The sequence below is a fragment of the Pantoea pleuroti genome, from assembly GCF_014156615.1.
GTDB classification, from domain to species: Bacteria; Pseudomonadota; Gammaproteobacteria; order Enterobacterales; family Enterobacteriaceae; genus Pantoea; species Pantoea agglomerans.
In genome coordinates, this window is the sequence record NZ_SBFD01000011.1 from 39,414 (window position 1) to 55,810 (window position 16,397).

Consider the following 16,397-nt stretch of genomic DNA (forward strand, 5'->3'; position numbering starts at 1 on the left):
TATGACGTTGTTTACCTTGTTGTTGGTTTTAGGCTGGGAGCGCCTGTTTAAACTGGGCGAGCACTGGCAGCTCGAACACCGGCTGGAGCCGATCTTTCGCCAGCGCCACCATTTCTCAATGATGCGCACCCTGCTGATGACCGTGCTGGCGATGGCGCTGACCGCACTGGTGATCTGGAGTCTGAAAGGGCTGCTGTTTGGCGTGCTGCAACTGCTCTTCTGGATTGTTGCCGGACTGCTCTGTATCGGTGCCGGGTCGGTGCGGCAGCACTACCACAGCTACCTGAAAGCGGCCAGTCATGATGACGACGCTGCGCATCAGGCGATGGCGGCTGAACTGACGCTGATTCATGGCGTGCCGGTGGAATGCAGCGAGCGCGAGTTCCTGCGTGAATTGCAGAATGCCCTGATCTGGATAAACTTCCGTTTCTACCTTGCGCCAATGTTCTGGCTGGTGGTGGGCGGTCCGTGGGGGCCGGTGCTGCTGGTGGGTTACGCTTTTCTGCGGGCCTGGCAAGGCTGGCTGGCAAAGCACGGAACACCGATGGCGCGTTCACAATCTGGCGTGGATGCCATTCTGCATCTTCTCGACTGGATCCCGGTGCGGCTGGCGGGTGTGGCTTACGCCCTGCTGGGTCATGGCGAAAAAGCGCTGCCCGCCTGGTTTGCTTCGCTGACCGACCGGCATCGTTCTCAGTATCAGGTGCTGACGACTCTGGCGCAGTTCTCACTGTCACGCGATCCGCACACCGATAAAGTCGAAACGCCACGGGTTGCCGTGGCGTTAGCGAAACGTACCTCACTGGTACTGGTGGTCGCTGTCGCGTTGCTGACGATTTACGGTACGCTGGTGTAATCAGCAGGTGGCACGCCGAAATCAGGCGTGCCATCTTCCCGCCAGCTGAAATATTTCAGTCGTGTATGGCGGTTCGGATCCCATAACGGATCGCCTTCAATTTCAGTGTAGTTACGTGCGTGGTACACCAGCACGTCGCGTCCCGCCTCATCCTGGGTAAAACTGTTGTGACCCGGCCCATACTGATGGTTGTCCCAGCTGGAGACAAATACCGGCCGTGCAGACTTTTGCCATGCGGCGACATCAAGCGGATCGGCATCAGCAGCAATCGACAGTATTCCCAGACAGTAATTCTCATCGGTGGCGCTGGCAGAGTAGGTCACAAACAGCCGATCCCCGTGACGGATAACCGCCGGTCCTTCATTAACACTAAAGCCTGCGCACTCCCACTCATATTCTGGCCGGCTCAGCATCACCGGCGTGCCTTTCAGCGTCCAGGGATTAAGCAGCTCAGCCAGATAGAGGTTAGAGTTGCCGGGAATCAATGGATCTTTCTGCGCCCAGAGATACCAGTTTTTACCCTGATGCACGAAGTGGGTGGCATCCAGTGAGAAGCTGTCAAACTGGCTGAACACCCGGCGGCAGGGCTGCCATTCCCCCTGCAGCGGATCTTCCGCCTCACACACCAGCGCATACATCCGGTGCTGAAACAGTCCCTCTTTGATTTCACGCGTCGGTGCTGCCGCGAAATAGATGACCCACTGTCCGTCAATGTAGTGCAGCTCAGGTGCCCAGATTAACTCGCTAAAGGGGCCACTCTCGGGCTTGCGCCAGACGACCACCGGCTCGGCGCTGCGCAGGCCGGCCAGCGTCGTGGCGCGACGGATCTCCAGCCGGTCATACTCTGGCACCGATGCTACAAAGTAATAGTACTGTTCATGGCGCAGGATAAAGGGGTCGGCGCGCTGCTCGATAAAAGGATTCGGCAAGATTGCGGTCATTTAACATCTCCGGTTGGCGTGACAACACCGTCGCGCAGGCGAACGGTGTGTAACTCATGGAAGTTTTCGCGGCGCAGCGCGAGATCCTGCTGAATGGTAATCATCATTTTGCGGTCGACCTTCATCAGTCGTACCACACCGGCGGTAATCAGATAGCCGACACCCGGAATAATGGTGAACAGCAGCATGATGCCGTTAATCGCCTCAGGTGACTGCTGCTTAGCGCCTGCATTGTAGCCATAGATCGACAGCAGAAAGCCGACCATCGCACCGGCAACCGCCAGTCCCACCTTGAGGAAGAACAGGTTGCCGGAGAAGCTGATGCCGGTGATGCGTTTGCCGGTTTTCCATTCGCCGTAGTCATCCACATCGGCCATCAGTGACCAGTGCAGCGGAGAGGGGATCTGGTGCAGGATATTCAGCACAAAGTAAGCGACCACGACCATCACGGTGGCATGGGGATCGATCCAGTAGAACCCGCTGGAGAAGAGTGCCAGCGCGATATTGGTCCAGAAGAAGACTTTGAGTTTGCACCAGCGATCGGTGAGCAGTTTCGCCAGCGTGCTGCCGACCATCATGCCAATCACACCCAGGCTGATAAACAGCGTGGCGAAGTGCGTTGACTGGCCCATGACCCAGGTCACGTAATACATGGTGGCCGCCATGCGGATGAAGCCGGGACAGACGTTACAGAAGGTCAGCAGGAGAATGCGTACCCACTGGTCATTCTTCCAGACGTCACGCAGATCTTTTTTCAGGTCATCATTGCTCGGCACGGCAGGGCGGATACGTTCACGTACCGTGGCAAAGCAGAACAGAAACATCGCCAGGCCAATGGTTGCCAGTACCGCCATCGCCATCTGGTAGCCGCGCGCTTTGTCTTCGCCACCAAACCACTCTGCCATCGGCAGCAGGGACAGAGAGAGTATCAGCGTAGCGATGCCGACCATGACAAAGCGATAAGACTGGCAGGAGACGCGCTCACCAGGATCGTTGGTAATCACGCCGCCCAGAGAGCAGTAAGGGATGTTAATCGCCGTGTAGGTCAGCGACATCAGGAAGTAGGTGACGAAGGCCCAGATCACCTTGTTGTGGTAGGTCCAGTCTGGCGTGGTGAACATCATTACGCTGAAGACGACATAAGGCACGGAAACCCACAGCAGCCAGGGACGAAAACGGCCCCAGCGGCTCTGGGTGCGATCGGCGATCGCGCCCATAATCGGATCGGTTACCGCATCGAGCACTCTGACCGAGAGCAGCAGGGTCCCCACCAGCGCCGGGGCAAGGCCGAAAACGTCGGTATAGAAGTAGTTCAGGAACAGCATGATGGCGCCGCCAATCATGTTGCATCCGGCATCGCCCATGCCATATCCCAGTTTTTCCCGAAACGGGAGGGCTGTACCTTTCATGGTTTTCTCCTGCGCATCCAGTGTGAACAGGAATTATTGTCAGGAAATCAGCGAGATGAACGGGAGTAATTCGTTATGAAGATGGACAAAACAGTTGCAGGCAGAGAAGTGTGAACTGGATCGGGGCAGTTGAGACGAGCAGGAGGGCGTGAGTAACGTGCTGCAACCCCGCAGGAGGTCGCAGCACGTGGTAAAGCATCAGGCTTTCTGTGTCTGGTTCTTGATAAAGTAACCCACGCCCAGAATCACCAGCCAGACCGGAATCAGCCAGACAGAGATCGCCATGCCCGGCGTGGTCGCCATCAGTACCAGAATCGCCGCCAGGAAAATCAGGCAAATCCAGTTACCCGCCGGATAGAGCAGCGCTTTAAAGCGGGTGGTTACGCCCTGCTGATCTTTCTTACGACGGAACTTAAGGTGCGCCAGGCTGATCATTGCCCAGTTGATCACCAGTGCAGAGACGACCAGCGACATCAGCAGGCCAAAGGCTTCACCCGGCATCAGATAGTTGATCAGCACACAGAGTGCAGTGGCGACAGCAGAGACCAGAATCGTTAACACCGGCACACCACGACGATCGACCTTCAGCAGCGCTTTCGGCGCATTACCCTGCTGTGCCAGACCAAACAGCATACGGCTGTTACAGTAAACGCAGCTGTTATAGACCGACAGCGCCGCTGTCAGGATGACCACGTTGAGCGCATTCGCCACCATGGCATCGCCCAGTTCGTGGAAGATAAAGACAAACGGGCTGACTTCTGACGTGACACGCGTCCACGGCATCAGTGACAGCAGCACCGCCAGCGAACCAATGTAGAAAATCAGAATACGCCACAGCACCTGGTTAGTCGCTTTTGGAATGCTCACTTCCGGGTTATCCGCTTCAGCGGCGGTGATACCTACCAGCTCCAGCCCACCAAACGAGAACATGATAATCGCCATGACCATCACCAGACCGCCGATGCCATGCGGGAAAAATCCGCCCTGTTCCCACAGGTTGCGCACGGTAGCCTGCGGACCCGCGTGACCGCTGAACAGCAACCAGCCACCGAACAGGATCATGCCAATCACCGCAACCACTTTAACGATGGCGAACCAGAACTCCATCTCACCAAACACTTTCACATTGGTCAGGTTGATAGCGTTAATCATCACGAAGAAGATGGCAGCCGAAGCCCAGGTCGGAAAGTCTGGCCACCAGAACTGGACATATTTGCCAACGGCGGTGAGTTCCGCCATGGCGACCAGCACATAGAGCACCCAGTAGTTCCAGCCCGAGGCGAAGCCTGCAAAGTTGCCCCAGTATTTATACGCGAAGTGGCTGAAGCTGCCGGCGACCGGCTCTTCCACGACCATTTCCCCTAACTGGCGCATGATTAAAAAGGCAATAAAACCGGCAATCGCATAGCCCAGAATAACGGCCGGTCCGGCGGATTCAATGACCGATGCACTGCCCAGAAACAGGCCGGTTCCCACTGCACCACCCAGCGCGATGAGCTGAATATGGCGGTTCTTGAGACCACGTTTCAGCGCTTCGCCTTGCTGTTGTTCCATACAAACCTCGTGATGTTTTTATTCTTCGTTCGCAGCGCAGGACGCTGTAATGAAGTAGTTACAATAACGTATTGATTATTTTACGGTATCTGGCGTGCTGAATAGTGCCATCTGCTACCCTGGCGACAAGAATAGTGATAAGCGAATCGCTTTGCACCTGCTTTCGCCTTTCGTGCTGAGAGTTGACTGAAAAAACGCCGTCCTGGTCACGTCTGCCCATAGCAACTTCTGCCATGAAATTCCGTTAATGACGAATAGGTTTCACTTATGCCTGCCGCTGCGCTAACTCGCTAAGCGGGTGTAAGGTTTGGTAAAAGTGAAATTATTTAACATTTGCGGTAACGCGAATTTTTCATTTTTTTAACCGCAAGTTAGCGCCAGCACAGGCTTTGGGGGCAGGTGAATGTCGCAGACACCATATAGACACAAGGTGAATACTTTGTTACTTTACCGGCACCTCTTTGCAATTGGTATTACCAATTTACTCCGGACGATTGGCTTAATAAGAAGGGATGATGGCTTACAGTAAGATTCGCCAACCTAAGCTCTCCGACGCTATCGAGCAACAGCTCGAATCGCTGATTATGGAAGGGACCCTGCGTCCGGGAGAGAAGCTGCTGCCTGAGCGCGAACTCGCCAAACAATTCGATGTCTCACGTCCGTCTCTCCGCGAAGCGATCCAGCGCTTAGAAGCCAAAGGATTATTGCTGCGCCGACAGGGTGGCGGAACGTTCGTGCAGGAGAATCTCTGGCAAAGCTTAAGCGATCCACTCGTTGAGCTTCTCGCCGACCATCCGGAATCACAGTTTGATCTGCTGGAAACGCGCCATGCCTTAGAAGGCATCGCCGCCTATTACGCGGCACTGCGCGGCACAGAGGAAGACCTGCTGCGCATTCGCGACTGCCATGTGAATATCCAGCAGGCGCAGGACAGCGGCGATTTAGACGCCGAAGCGGACGCAGTGATGCAGTATCAGATCGCTGTCACAGAAGCGGCCCATAATGTTGTGCTTTTACATTTGCTACGCTCAATGGGCCCTATGCTGGAACAAAACGTTCGCCAGAATTTCGAATTGCTCTACTCGCGCCGGGAAATGCTGGCAAAAGTGAGCGGTCACCGCGCCAGAATCTTTGAGGCGATTGTGGCTCGTGAGCCAGAAAAAGCGCGCGAGGCTTCACACCGTCACCTGGCGTTCATAGAGGAAATCTTGCTGGACAGAAGTCGGGAGCAGAGCCGTCGAGAACGCTCCCTGCGTCGTTTACAGCAACGTAAGGAATAACGTGCGACAAAGATCGTACGGACATGTGCGACGAGCCTGCCTGCATCTGCTTTAACAGGCTCCCGATTATTCAACGTATTAGACACAGATAAGGAACACACCCATGTCAGAACGTTTACACAATGACGTGGATCCGATTGAAACTCGTGACTGGCTACAGGCGATCGAATCGGTCATCCGTGAAGAAGGTGTTGAACGTGCACAGTATCTGATTGATCAGGTACTGGGTGCAGCCCGCAAAGGCGGCGTAAACGTGGCTGCAGGATCTTCTGCAATCAGCAACTACATCAACTCTATTGCCGTTGAAGATGAACCCGATTATCCGGGCAATACCTCTCTTGAACGTCGTATCCGTTCCGCAATTCGCTGGAACGCCATCATGTCGGTGCTGCGCGCATCGAAGAAAGATCTGGAACTCGGCGGCCACATGTCCTCCTTCCAGTCTTCTGCGACGATTTATGAAGTGTGCTTCAACCACTTCTTCCGCGCGCGCAGTGAGAAGGATGGCGGCGATCTGGTCTATTTCCAGGGCCACATCTCTCCCGGCATCTATGCCCGTGCGTTCCTTGAAGGCCGCCTGACCGAAGACCAGATGAATAACTTCCGTCAGGAAGTTGACGGTAAAGGCCTCTCTTCTTATCCGCACCCGAAATTAATGCCGGAATTCTGGCAGTTCCCGACCGTATCAATGGGTCTGGGTCCGCTATCGGCTATCTATCAGGCGAAGTTCCTGAAGTATCTGGAACATCGTGGCCTGAAAGATACCTCTGCTCAAACCGTTTACGCCTTCCTGGGTGACGGTGAGATGGATGAGCCAGAATCTAAAGGCGCGATCACCATCGCGACCCGTGAAAAACTGGATAACCTGGTCTTCATCATCAACTGCAACCTGCAGCGTCTGGATGGCCCGGTTACCGGTAATGGCAAGATCATTAACGAGCTGGAAGGCATCTTTGCCGGTGCTGGCTGGGAAGTAATTAAGGTCATCTGGGGCGGTCGCTGGGATGAGCTGCTGCGCAAAGATACCAGCGGCAAGCTGATTCAGCTGATGAATGAAACCGTCGATGGCGACTACCAGACCTTCAAATCCCGTGATGGTGCCTATGTGCGTGAGCACTTCTTTGGTAAATATCCGGAAACCGCCGCGCTGGTTAAAGATCTGTCCGATGATGAAATCTGGGCATTGAACCGTGGCGGCCACGATCCGAAGAAAATCTACGCGGCACTGAAAAAAGCGCAGGATACCAAAGGCAAGCCAGTACTGATCCTGGCGCATACCATCAAAGGTTATGGTATGGGCGACACCGCGGAAGGCAAAAACATTGCCCACCAGGTGAAGAAGATGAACATGGATGGCGTGCGCTATATCCGTGATCGCTTCAACGTGCCAGTCGCAGATGACAAAATTGAATCCCTGCCGTACGTGACCTTTGAAAAGGGCTCTGAAGAGCACACGTATCTGCACGGTCAGCGTGAGAAGTTAGGCGGCTATCTGCCAACGCGTCAGCCGAAGTTCACTGAAAAGCTGGAAATGCCAGCACTCGAAGAGTTCAGTGCGCTGCTGGATGAGCAGAACAAAGAGATCTCAACCACCATCGCCTTTGTGCGTGCCCTGAACGTGATGCTGAAGAACAAGTCGATCAAAGATCGCCTGGTTCCGATTCTCGCAGATGAAGCGCGTACCTTTGGTATGGAAGGTCTGTTCCGTCAGATTGGTATCTACAGCCCGAACGGTCAGCAGTACACCCCGCAGGACCGCGAGCAGGTTGCTTACTATAAAGAAGATGAGAAAGGCCAGATTCTGCAGGAAGGGATTAACGAGCTGGGCGCAGGTTCATCCTGGCTGGCTGCGGCGACCTCTTACAGCACCAACAACCTGCCGATGATCCCGTTCTACATCTATTACTCGATGTTCGGCTTCCAGCGTATCGGCGATCTGATGTGGCTGGCGGGCGACCAACAGGCGCGCGGCTTCCTGGTCGGCGGCACCTCAGGTCGTACTACCCTGAACGGCGAAGGTTTGCAGCATGAAGATGGTCACAGCCACATTCAGTCGCTGACTATCCCGAACTGTATCTCCTACGATCCTTCTTACGCCTATGAAGTGGCTGTCATCATGCATGACGGTCTGGTGCGTATGTATGGCGAAGCGCAGGAGAACGTTTACTACTACATCACCACGCTGAACGAAAACTACCATATGCCAGCAATGCCCGCTGGTGCAGAAGAGGGTATCCGTAAGGGTATCTACAAACTGGAAACGGTAGACGGCAGCAAAGGCAAAGTGCAGCTGCTGGGCTCAGGTTCTATCCTGCGTCATGTGCGTGAAGCTGCGCAGATCCTGGCGAAAGATTACGGTATCGGCTCTGATGTCTACAGCGTCACCTCGTTCACTGAACTGGCACGCGATGGCCAGGATTGTGAGCGCTGGAACATGCTGCATCCGACAGAAGAAGCGCGCGTACCTTACATCGCTCAGGTGATGAACGACGCACCTGCTGTCGCCTCAACCGACTACATGAAACTGTTCGCTGAGCAGGTTCGTAGCTATGTCCCGGCCAGCGATTATCGCGTACTGGGTACCGATGGCTTTGGTCGCTCTGACAGCCGTGAGAACCTGCGTCATCACTTTGAAGTTGATGCATCTTATGTGGTGGTTGCCGCGCTGGGTGAGCTGGCTAAACGCGGCGAGATCGAGAAGAAAGTGGTGGCCGACGCGATCACCCGATTCAATATCGATGCCGATAAAGTTAACCCGCGTCTGGCTTAAGAGGTAATAGAGTAATGGCTATCGAAATTAAGGTACCGGATATCGGGTCTGACGAAGTTGAAGTCACCGAGATTCTGGTGAAAGTTGGCGACAAGGTGGAAGCCGAGCAGTCGCTGATCACCGTGGAAGGCGACAAAGCCTCAATGGAAGTGCCGTCGCCGCAGGCTGGCGTAGTGAAAGAGATCAAAATCTCTACCGGTGACAAAGTTGAGACCGGCTCACTGATCATGGTGTTTGATGCTGAAGGCGCTGCGGAAGCAGCACCTGCCGCCGCCGAAGAGAAAAAAGCGGACGCGGCGCCAGCGCCAGCCGCTGCTGCGGCCACAGCCAGCAAAGAAGTGGCTGTGCCGGATATCGGCGGTGACGAAGTTGAAGTCACTGAGATTCTGGTTAAGGTTGGCGACAAAGTCGAAGCCGAGCAGTCACTGATTGTGGTGGAAGGCGATAAAGCGTCGATGGAAGTCCCGGCTCCGTTCGCGGGTGTGGTCAAAGAGATCACTATTTCCACCGGCGACAAAGTCAGCACCGGTTCAGCCATCATGGTCTTTGAAGCAGAAGGCGCAGCACCGGCCTCTGACGCGAAGCCAGAAGTGAAAGAAGAAGCAGCATCGGCACCTGCCGCGGCTGCAGGCGCAAAAGACGTTAACGTTCCGGATATCGGCGGTGATGAAGTTGAAGTTACCGAGATCCTGGTCAAAGTCGGCGACAAAGTTGAAGCTGAGCAGTCACTGATTGTGGTTGAAGGCGACAAAGCCTCTATGGAAGTGCCTGCGCCGTTTGCAGGTACCGTCAAAGAGCTGAAAGTAGCGACCGGCGATAAAGTCAGCACCGGCTCACTGATCATGGTGTTCGAAGTCGAAGGTGCTGCTCCGGCTGCCCCTGCGGCCGCGAAACAGGAAGCCGCACCGGCTCCTGCTGCCAAATCTGAAGCTAAAGCCGCGGCACCCGCTCCAGCTAAAGCGGATAGCAAAGGTGAGTTCGCAGAGAACGACGCTTACGTTCACGCTACCCCGGTGATCCGTCGCCTGGCGCGCGAGTTCGGTGTTAACCTGGCGAAAGTCAAAGGCACCGGCCGTAAAGGTCGCATTCTGAAAGAAGACGTGCAGACTTACGTGAAAGAGGCCGTGAAACGCGCTGAAGCGGCACCAGCTGCAGCCAGCGGCGGCGGTCTGCCTGGCATGCTGCCATGGCCGAAAGTTGATTTCAGTAAGTTTGGCGAAATCGAAGAAGTCGAACTGGGTCGTATCCAGAAAATTTCTGGCGCGAACCTGAGCCGTAACTGGGTGATGATCCCGCACGTTACGCATTTCGACAAAACCGATATCACCGATCTGGAAGCTTTCCGTAAGCAGCAGAATGCTGAAGCAGAGAAGCGTAAGCTGGATGTGAAGTACACCCCGGTGGTGTTCATCATGAAAGCGGTCGCGGCGGCGCTTGAGCAGATGCCACGCTTCAACAGCTCGCTGTCTGAAGATGCGCAGAAACTGACGCTGAAAAAATATATCAACATCGGTGTGGCGGTTGATACGCCAAATGGCCTGGTGGTTCCGGTCTTTAAAGACGTGAACAAGAAAGGCATCACCGAGCTGTCTCGTGAACTGATGGCGATTTCGAAGAAAGCGCGTGACGGTAAGCTGACAGCGGGCGACATGCAGGGCGGATGCTTCACCATATCCAGCCTGGGCGGCCTGGGCACCACGCACTTTGCGCCGATCGTGAACGCGCCGGAAGTGGCTATCCTGGGTGTCTCTAAATCGGCGATGGAGCCGGTGTGGAACGGTAAAGAGTTTACTCCGCGTCTGATGATGCCGATTTCTCTCTCCTTCGACCACCGCGTAATCGACGGTGCTGATGGTGCGCGATTCATCACCATCATCGGCAATATGTTGTCTGACATTCGTCGTTTAGTTATGTAAATGTAAAGAAGGCCGGCGGAAGCCGGCCTTCCTGTAACGATTCGTCGCGCCGCGGTTGGCAGTTTGTTAACAATTCTGTAAACTCTTGCGGTGAAAGTCCCGGTGGAACAAGGGCATTATAAGAAAGTCTGACCCGCCGGATATCAATTAAGAGGTCATGATGAGTACAGAGATTAAAACCCAGGTCGTAGTACTTGGGGCAGGTCCTGCAGGTTACTCTGCAGCCTTCCGTTGTGCGGATTTAGGTCTGGAAACCGTACTGGTAGAGCGTTACAGCACCCTGGGTGGTGTTTGTCTGAACGTCGGTTGTATCCCATCTAAAGCGCTGCTGCACGTTGCTAAAGTGATTGAAGAGGCGAAAGCCCTTGAAGAGCACGGCATTGTGTTTGGCCAGCCATCTACTGATATCAACAAGATTCGCAGCTGGAAAGAAAAGGTTATCAACCAGTTGACTGGCGGCCTGTCAGGAATGGCAAAAGGTCGTAAAGTCACCGTGGTTAACGGCCTCGGCAAATTCACCGGTGCTAACACCCTGGTGGTTGAAGGTGAAGGCGGCGTGACCACCATCAACTTCGATAATGCCATTATCGCTGCGGGTTCACGTCCAATCGAACTGCCATTCATTCCACATGAAGATCCACGCGTCTGGGACTCTACCGATGCGCTGGAACTGAAAGAAGTGCCGAAGCGCTTGCTGGTCATGGGCGGCGGCATCATCGGTCTGGAAATGGCGACGGTTTATCATGCGCTGGGTTCAGAGATCGATGTGGTTGAGATGTTCGACCAGGTTATCCCGGCTGCAGATAAAGACGTGGTGAAAGTCTTTACCAAAAAAATCAGCAAGAAATTTAACCTGATGCTGGAAACCAAAGTGACCGCCGTTGAAGCAAAAGACGATGGCATTTACGTTTCAATGGAAGGTAAAAAAGCACCAGGCGAAGCGCAGCGTTATGACGCGGTGCTGGTTGCGATTGGTCGTGTGCCGAACGGTAAAGGTCTGGATGCCGGTAAAGCGGGCGTGGAAGTGGACGATCGCGGCTTCATTCGCGTCGACAAGCAGATGCGTACCAACGTGCCACACATCTATGCTATCGGTGACATCGTCGGTCAGCCAATGCTGGCGCACAAAGGCGTGCACGAAGGCCATGTAGCGGCAGAAGTGATCTCCGGTCTGAAGCACTACTTCGATCCTAAAGTGATCCCTTCAATTGCCTATACTGAGCCAGAAGTTGCCTGGGTCGGTCTGACCGAGAAAGAAGCGAAAGAGAAAGGCATCAGCTACGAGACCTCCACCTTCCCGTGGGCAGCCTCAGGCCGTGCTATCGCTTCTGATTGTGCAGATGGTATGACCAAACTGATTTTCGATAAAGAGACGCACCGGATTATTGGTGGCGCGATTGTCGGTACTAACGGCGGCGAGCTGTTAGGCGAAATCGGTCTGGCGATTGAGATGGGTTGTGATGCGGAAGATATTGCGCTGACTATCCACGCTCACCCGACCCTGCATGAGTCAGTCGGTCTGGCGGCAGAAATCTTCGAAGGCAGCATCACCGATCTGCCTAACGCGAAAGCGAAGAAGAAATAAGTTTCTGCTACTAAAGAAAAAAGCTCCCGTTTTGGGGGCTTTTTTTTCGCCTGGATTCTGGTGCTGTATGGCAAGAATCGATTTGGGTTAACATTAAAGGTAACCCCAATAACCCTGAAAACGTTGCCTGTGAGAGTTATTAGAGTTATCGTACTTTCATCGGGACGCGACAGGACACAGGGATGGATAGCAGCACGTTAATTTCCGAAATGAAGGCTGATGGCTGGGTTCTGACAAGGATAAACGGTAGCCATCACCATTTCACACATCCGACAAAACCGGGGCTGGTTACAGTACCCCATCCTAAAAAAGACTTACCGGTCGGTACGGTAAAGAGCATCAGGAAACAAGCGAGAATTTAATCCCGCTTGCCCGTAGAGGTATGAATATGTTTTATCCAATCGCGATTGAAGCGGGTGATCACGAACACGCATACGGCGTAATCGTTCCCGATTTACCAGGGTGTTTCTCTGCCGCAGATACTCTTGATGAAGCCATCAAAAACGCCAAAGAGGCTATCACGGGGCATATCGAATTATGTGTAGAGCTCGGTCATGAGATCCCTGCCGTGTCCACCATTGAGGCTCTGGCCACGAATCCTGACTATCAGGGTTATATCTGGGCATTGGTTGATGTTGATGTCATTCGCTTGCTGGGCGGCTCTGAAAAAATCAATGTCACTTTACCCAGGTCGCTAATTGATCGGATTGATCGTTGTGTGGCTTCACACCCGGAATACAAAAGTCGCTCGGGCTTTCTGGCTCAGATAGCGCTTGAGCGTATTACTGCTCCGATTAACAGGCCTCAAAAGTAAGTCTGCGCGATAGCTAAATTTATTGGTGGCAGAAGAATCAAAAGGCACAGTTTATGAGTTTTTACCCCTTCAGCCGCTGCCATGATCTTTCTCACGTATGGTCAGGTTAATGTCTTTAATGATGCTTTATCCTGATTGATAAAACCGGTGTAAGAATGCATATTCCGGTGAATCTGGATGGACTGCGGCTGATTCTCTTCCTGACTCTTATAAATCAGTGAGTTACTGATCTTTAAATACGTGAATTTAGTGGTGATTTTTTATGAGGGTAAAATCATCATATTTTACAGCTATATATGTTAAGAGTGTTCCCCGCGCTAGCGGGGGTAAACCGCCTGGCAGCAGCAGCCGATGCTGCTGAAACTGCGTGTTCCCCGCGCTAGCGGGGATAAACCGGCCATTACTGATGCACTGGAGGGATTCCATGTGTGTTCCCCGCGCCAGCGGGGATAAACCGCTATTTCAGCAGGTGACAGGTAGGACATTTGCGTGTTCCCCGCGCCAGCGGGGATAAACCGAGTCTCAATTGTTCGGCAGCGTCGTAATCTGTGTGTTCCCCGCGTCAGCGGGGATAAACCGCCGTGGTGTTGGCGTTCTGCTGTGACATGTTGGTATTCCCCACGCCAGAGGGGAATACACCGGCAGTTCCCCGCCGATATTATTTTTCAATGCCCAGTGTATCCTTCACAAATCACGACTAAACCTTCATCTAACCACGCATCTCCCATGCAGCCACCCGTTCAATAAACATCTGTGCCAGTGCAGCAATGGCGCTGTTGCCGGGCAGTCTCTCTTCGTTCATATGCATCACCAGCGAACTACTGCGTCGGCGGCCCTGTAACAGCGGCAGTGGACGGAGCTCACCGCTCTCTAACAGTGCGGCGATATTCTGTTCCGGCAGCCAGCCATAACCTAACTGATGCTGGACCGCTTCAATGGCTGCCGACAGCGTCGTGAAGGACCAGTTTTCCGCCTGATCGCCATTGACCTCTGACTGCTGCTGTTGCTGACGATCCAGAATGGTAATGCAGGGCCAGCGTGCCAGCGTAGCAGCACTAAGCGGGGCGGATTCACGATGCAGCGGGTGGTCGCGATGGGCGACGGCGACGAAATCGACACTCATCAGGCTTTCGCCTGCTAACGGCGTGTCGCCATATTGTGCCACCAGCCAGAGATCAGCCTGATTTTCCGCCAGTCTGTCAGGCGTTTCGCTTCGGACGATTTCGCTAAACCAGATGCGGACATGCGGATAGCGTTGCTGAAAGGTCTGAAGCACATCAAACAGCAAGGGTTTGGGCAGCGTCGCATCGACCATCAGATCGATGCGCGACCGTTCGCCGCGTTGCAGTGCACTGGCCTGCGCCTCAAGCGCGCCGAATCCCTCCAGCAGCGGACGCACCTGCGCGAGCAACTGATGTCCCTCTGCACTCAGAACAGCGCGGCGGCCCTCCTGCTGTAACAGTGTCAAACCCAGTCGCTGTTGTAACAGGCTCAGCTGATAACTCAGTGATGACTGGCTGCGATTGTTCTTCTCCGCTGCCAGCGCAAAACTCCCTTCATTCACTACGGCATCAAGCAGATACCACTGTTCGAGTGTTGTCTTGTACATGATAACTCATCTAAAAATTAAATGATTTAGTGCTAAAAATAGCGTTATTAATCGGTTTTGTAACGCGCAATAATCTTCTCAAGGAAAACAAATGAGGAATTAACTATGAGCACTTTCGATAAACATGACCTGTCTGGCATCGTCGGCAAACATCTGGTTTACACCTATGACAACGGCTGGAATTACGAGCTCTACATTAAAAACGCCAGCACCATCGACTATCGCATTCACAGCGGTATGGTCGGTAATCGCTGGGTTAAAAATCAGCATGTCTATGTCGTTCGTCTGGCGCAGGATGTCTATAAAGTTTCCTGGACTGAACCAACCGGTACCGATGTCAGCCTGGCCGTTAATCTGGCTGATAAAATTTTCCACGGCACCATCTTCTTCCCGCGCTGGGTAATGAATAATCCGGAGAAAACCGTCTGCTTCCAGAATGATCATCTGGAAGAGATGGCAAAATTCCGCGAAGCGGGCCCGGCTTATCCAACCGAAGTGATTGATGAGTTCGCGACGCTGACCGTAATCCGCGATGTGGGTGAAAATAACGAAAGCGTGATCGACTGTCCGCCAGACCAGCTGCCCGCCAATTTTCCGGACAATCTGAAAAATTAAGCATGCACAGAAGAGGTCATGACGACCTCTTCTGAATAGCAGTTTCTGTCTTGTAGCTTCTGACGTGTAACTTGCGAGGACGAAAAATGGATTTATCGACGAAGGTTTTTATCAGTAGTGACCAGCACGACGGTTTCGGTGTCAGTTCCACCCTCATCATGGGCGAGAAAGAGGCGATGTTAGTTGATGCCCAGTTTACGCTGGCGAATGCGCATCGGTTAGTCGCTGAAATTATCGAAACTGGTCTCGACCTGAAACGCATTTTTATTACGCATCTGCACCCCGATCATTTTCTGGGTCTTGAAGTGATTAAATCCGTCTTTCCGGATGCCGAAATTTTCTCTTATAAGCAGGTCGCCGAAGACGTTAATGATGCCTTCGACTTCAAAATTGATTACTGGGGTAAACAGGTATTAAAAGAGAATGGTGCCCGCACCACCTTTCCGATTACTGAACTGGAAGAGGATACAATCTGGCTGGAAGGGCAGCAGATTAAAATTCTGAGCGATCTCAGCGGCGATTGTATCCGGGTCACACCGCTCTGGATCCCCTCGACCAAAACGCTGATTGCCTCAGATGTGGTCTTCGCTGACGCACACGTCTGGATTGCCGATATGCGTACGCCGGAGCGTATGGCGAAATGGATGGAAAGTCTGGATACGCTCGAAGCGCTGGAGCCGAAAGTGCTGATTCCCGGGCACTCGCGAACCACGCCAAGCCTTAGCCCGTCGGCAATTGGCTTTACCCGCACCTATATCAAAGATTTCATTAAGACGCTGCATAAGGTCAATAACAGCGAAGAGCTGGTGCAGGAGATGGAGCGAATTTATCCCAACCTGCCAGTGAAAATCTGTCTCGACTACAGCGCCCGGATTCTGAAAGATCACTACGTCTGGCCGGGTGACTGGCCGGAATCCCTGCGGGAAATGAAAACGACGCTGTAATCCTCTTAAGCGCAAAACAGACCAGGCTGATTTCCGGCCTGGTGTTGTTATCCTCCTGAGCTCACCTCCGCTATAAACCCGATGCGCGCCGGCTTCTATTCCTG

The 16,397-nt window shown here is 53.5% G+C and carries 13 protein-coding genes and 1 CRISPR repeat array; of the genes, 9 read left to right on the forward strand and 4 right to left on the reverse strand.

Annotated elements, in window-relative coordinates:
• The first annotated feature begins 1 nt into the window (after position 1).
• On the forward strand, positions 2-856 hold the full coding sequence (gene ampE / locus EPG66_RS19770) for a beta-lactamase regulator AmpE (RefSeq protein WP_031593556.1): 855 nt from the start codon (positions 2-4) through the stop codon (positions 854-856).
• Here ampE and EPG66_RS19775 read toward each other — a convergent pair.
• The 3 genes from EPG66_RS19775 to aroP all read right to left on the reverse strand — a co-directional run bounded on the left by EPG66_RS19775 (position 838) and on the right by aroP (position 4,760).
• Positions 838-1,797 (reverse strand): glycoside hydrolase family 43 protein, encoded by a 960-nt coding sequence (locus EPG66_RS19775; protein ID WP_039386521.1) that lies wholly within the window; start codon positions 1,795-1,797, stop codon positions 838-840. The two genes, ampE and EPG66_RS19775, sit on opposite strands and share 19 nt — an antisense overlap.
• Complete coding sequence (locus tag EPG66_RS19780) at positions 1,794-3,206, reverse strand: glycoside-pentoside-hexuronide (GPH):cation symporter (RefSeq protein ID WP_010253935.1); 1,413 nt, start codon at positions 3,204-3,206, stop codon at positions 1,794-1,796. Before EPG66_RS19780 ends, EPG66_RS19775 begins: the two co-directional genes overlap by 4 nt.
• Positions 3,207-3,404: 198 nt before the next feature.
• Complete coding sequence (gene aroP, locus EPG66_RS19785; RefSeq protein WP_010253939.1) at positions 3,405-4,760, reverse strand: aromatic amino acid transporter AroP; 1,356 nt, start codon at positions 4,758-4,760, stop codon at positions 3,405-3,407.
• A 515-nt stretch (positions 4,761-5,275) separates the two neighbouring features.
• On the opposite strand from aroP, the gene pdhR reads away from it, so the two are divergent.
• The 6 genes from pdhR to EPG66_RS19815 all read left to right on the forward strand — a co-directional run bounded on the left by pdhR (position 5,276) and on the right by EPG66_RS19815 (position 13,125).
• The gene (pdhR, locus tag EPG66_RS19790) at positions 5,276-6,040 is read left to right on the forward strand and encodes a pyruvate dehydrogenase complex transcriptional repressor PdhR (RefSeq protein WP_010253942.1); all 765 of its coding nucleotides are present in this window, start codon (positions 5,276-5,278) and stop codon (positions 6,038-6,040) included.
• A gap of 103 nt (positions 6,041-6,143) precedes the next feature.
• On the forward strand, positions 6,144-8,810 hold the full coding sequence (gene aceE / locus EPG66_RS19795) for a pyruvate dehydrogenase (acetyl-transferring), homodimeric type (protein WP_010253944.1): 2,667 nt from the start codon (positions 6,144-6,146) through the stop codon (positions 8,808-8,810).
• Between the two features lie 14 nt (positions 8,811-8,824).
• Complete coding sequence (gene aceF, locus EPG66_RS19800; protein WP_039386527.1) at positions 8,825-10,726, forward strand: pyruvate dehydrogenase complex dihydrolipoyllysine-residue acetyltransferase; 1,902 nt, start codon at positions 8,825-8,827, stop codon at positions 10,724-10,726.
• Between the two features lie 160 nt (positions 10,727-10,886).
• Positions 10,887-12,311, forward strand: coding sequence for a dihydrolipoyl dehydrogenase (lpdA, locus tag EPG66_RS19805; protein WP_182687927.1), 1,425 nt, complete (start codon positions 10,887-10,889; stop codon positions 12,309-12,311).
• 182 nt (positions 12,312-12,493) lie between these two features.
• Positions 12,494-12,673 (forward strand): type II toxin-antitoxin system HicA family toxin, encoded by a 180-nt coding sequence (locus EPG66_RS19810; RefSeq protein ID WP_083070550.1) that lies wholly within the window; start codon positions 12,494-12,496, stop codon positions 12,671-12,673.
• Positions 12,674-12,699: 26 nt separating this feature from the next.
• The gene (locus EPG66_RS19815; RefSeq protein ID WP_083070549.1) at positions 12,700-13,125 is read left to right on the forward strand and encodes a type II toxin-antitoxin system HicB family antitoxin; all 426 of its coding nucleotides are present in this window, start codon (positions 12,700-12,702) and stop codon (positions 13,123-13,125) included.
• 305 nt (positions 13,126-13,430) lie between these two features.
• Positions 13,431-13,704: a CRISPR direct-repeat array (repeat unit 29 nt; unit sequence GTGTTCCCCGCGCCAGCGGGGATAAACCG).
• Positions 13,705-13,834: 130 nt separating this feature from the next.
• On the opposite strand, the gene EPG66_RS19820 is transcribed toward EPG66_RS19815, so the two are convergent.
• A complete protein-coding gene (locus EPG66_RS19820; RefSeq protein WP_031593562.1) occupies positions 13,835-14,734 on the reverse strand; it encodes a LysR family transcriptional regulator in 900 nt (299 codons plus the stop codon).
• Positions 14,735-14,839: 105 nt separating this feature from the next.
• On the opposite strand from EPG66_RS19820, the gene EPG66_RS19825 reads away from it, so the two are divergent.
• Complete coding sequence (locus EPG66_RS19825; protein WP_039391324.1) at positions 14,840-15,349, forward strand: phenolic acid decarboxylase; 510 nt, start codon at positions 14,840-14,842, stop codon at positions 15,347-15,349.
• A gap of 86 nt (positions 15,350-15,435) precedes the next feature.
• The gene (locus EPG66_RS19830; protein ID WP_064703404.1) at positions 15,436-16,293 is read left to right on the forward strand and encodes an MBL fold metallo-hydrolase; all 858 of its coding nucleotides are present in this window, start codon (positions 15,436-15,438) and stop codon (positions 16,291-16,293) included.
• Positions 16,294-16,397: the final 104 nt, after the last annotated feature.

Excerpts from the sequence above, each read along its gene's own strand:
- lpdA (WP_182687927.1), top strand. The coding sequence starts at position 10,887 with ATGAGTACAGAGATTAAAACCCAGGTCGTAGTACTTGGGGCAGGTCCT.
- EPG66_RS19815 (WP_083070549.1), top strand. The coding sequence starts at position 12,700 with ATGTTTTATCCAATCGCGATTGAAGCGGGTGATCACGAACACGCATAC.
- aceF (WP_039386527.1), top strand. The coding sequence starts at position 8,825 with ATGGCTATCGAAATTAAGGTACCGGATATCGGGTCTGACGAAGTTGAA.
- EPG66_RS19830 (WP_064703404.1), top strand. The coding sequence starts at position 15,436 with ATGGATTTATCGACGAAGGTTTTTATCAGTAGTGACCAGCACGACGGT.
- EPG66_RS19810 (WP_083070550.1), top strand. The coding sequence starts at position 12,494 with ATGGATAGCAGCACGTTAATTTCCGAAATGAAGGCTGATGGCTGGGTT.
- aroP (WP_010253939.1), bottom strand. The coding sequence starts at position 4,760 with ATGGAACAACAGCAAGGCGAAGCGCTGAAACGTGGTCTCAAGAACCGC.
- ampE (WP_031593556.1), top strand. The coding sequence starts at position 2 with ATGACGTTGTTTACCTTGTTGTTGGTTTTAGGCTGGGAGCGCCTGTTT.
- EPG66_RS19820 (WP_031593562.1), bottom strand. The coding sequence starts at position 14,734 with ATGTACAAGACAACACTCGAACAGTGGTATCTGCTTGATGCCGTAGTG.
- EPG66_RS19825 (WP_039391324.1), top strand. The coding sequence starts at position 14,840 with ATGAGCACTTTCGATAAACATGACCTGTCTGGCATCGTCGGCAAACAT.
- aceE (WP_010253944.1), top strand. The coding sequence starts at position 6,144 with ATGTCAGAACGTTTACACAATGACGTGGATCCGATTGAAACTCGTGAC.
- EPG66_RS19775 (WP_039386521.1), bottom strand. The coding sequence starts at position 1,797 with ATGACCGCAATCTTGCCGAATCCTTTTATCGAGCAGCGCGCCGACCCC.
- pdhR (WP_010253942.1), top strand. The coding sequence starts at position 5,276 with ATGGCTTACAGTAAGATTCGCCAACCTAAGCTCTCCGACGCTATCGAG.
- EPG66_RS19780 (WP_010253935.1), bottom strand. The coding sequence starts at position 3,206 with ATGAAAGGTACAGCCCTCCCGTTTCGGGAAAAACTGGGATATGGCATG.